Source organism: Kitasatospora sp. NPDC041917 (assembly GCF_055589745.1).
Genome location: NZ_JBVJBI010000117.1, coordinates 1 through 1,470 on the forward strand (window position 1 = coordinate 1; position 1,470 = coordinate 1,470).

2 protein-coding genes are annotated in these 1,470 nt (G+C 69.0%); both read left to right on the forward strand.

From position 1 onward, the window contains the following. Positions 1–393, forward strand: a 393-nt coding sequence (locus tag ACZ6EM_RS40415) for an elongation factor 1-alpha C-terminal domain-related protein (RefSeq protein WP_465774683.1), incomplete at its 5' end; no start/stop codon positions are given. Between the two features lie 244 nt (positions 394–637). Beyond that, positions 638–1,470, forward strand: an 833-nt coding sequence (locus tag ACZ6EM_RS40420; protein WP_465774684.1) for an ABC transporter substrate-binding protein, incomplete at its 3' end; no start/stop codon positions are given.

Here is a 1,470-nt window from a genome sequence, read left to right on the forward strand (position 1 = left end):
CTCATCGCCGCGGGAGCCGCCCCCACGCCCACCAAGGACATCGAAGCCACCGTCAGCCACCTCAACGAACGGCCGCTGCGCGCCGGCGACAAGGTCCTCCTCAAGCACACCACCCGCACGGTGCGCGCGCTGGTCAAGGCGATCACCTACCGCATCGACATCGACACTCTCGAACAGCGCTCCGGCGCCGACGGGTTGAACGTCAACGACATCGGCCACGTGCTCCTGCGCACCGCCGAACCACTGGCGCTCGACGCCTACACCACCAACCGCCGCACCGGCTCGTTCCTGCTCATCGACCCGGCGGACGGCACCACCCTCACCGCCGGCATGGCCGGCGAAGCCTTCGACACCGTACGCGCCACGGACACCACAGAGGAGGACTGGGTCTGATGCCCAGCGAGGCCTTCTCGGGCATGGACAAGGAAGGCGGCCGCATCGGCAGCGGCGTCCTCGGCAGCGGCCAGGGCGGCCTGACGCGATGTGCGGGCCGACAGGGCTGAGAACGCCCTGTCACCGGGCTGTCCTTCCCCCACAGCCGCCCGGCTTGCCCCGGCACCCCGCTGCCGCAGCGCCACCTTCCGATCGTCCGTCCCGGACCGCTTTCTGACGGTCCGTCCGTGAACAGGACTCCACCATGGCACCGAACCCGACGCCTTCGCATACCCGCCTTCGCCCGAACGCCGGCCGGATCAGACGCACCGCCGCGACCGCCGTCGCCGGTCTGACCGCCGCCGCCCTGCTGTCCGCCTGCAGCTACGGCTCCAAGGCCGATGACAAGGCCAACACCGCCGCCACCGCGGCCGGTTCGGCCACCGGCGCGAAGCTGTCCGCGGACACGGTGAAGATCGGCTACTTCTCCAACCTCACCCACGGCACCCCGCTGGTCGGCCTCCAGGAGGGGCTGTTCCAGAAGGAGCTGGGCGCCACCCAGATCAAGACCCAGGTCTTCAACGCGGGCCCGGCCGAGATCGAGGCGCTCAACGCCGGCTCCATCGACATCGGCTGGATCGGCCCCTCCCCCGCGATCAACGGCTACACCAAGTCCGACGGCCAGTCCCTGAAGATCATCGGCGGCTCCGCCTCCGGCGGCGTCAAACTCGTCGTCAACCCCGAGAAGGTCTCCTCGCCGGACGACCTCAAGGGCAAGAAGATCGCCACCCCGCAGCTGGGCAACACTCAGGACGTGGCGCTGCTCAACTACCTCGCGGGCAAGGGCTTCAAGGTTGACGCGGCCTCCGGCGCGGGCGACGTCTCGGTGGTGCGCACCGACAACAAGGTCACCCCCGACGCCTACAAGCAGGGCTCCATCGACGGCGCCTGGGTGCCCGAGCCCACGGCCTCCAAGCTCGTCACCCTCGGCGCGAAGGTCCTGCTCAACGAGAAGGACGTCTGGCCGGACAAGAAGTTCGTGATCACCAACATCATCGTCTCCCAGAAGTTCCTCAAGGAGCACCCGGACGTGGTGGA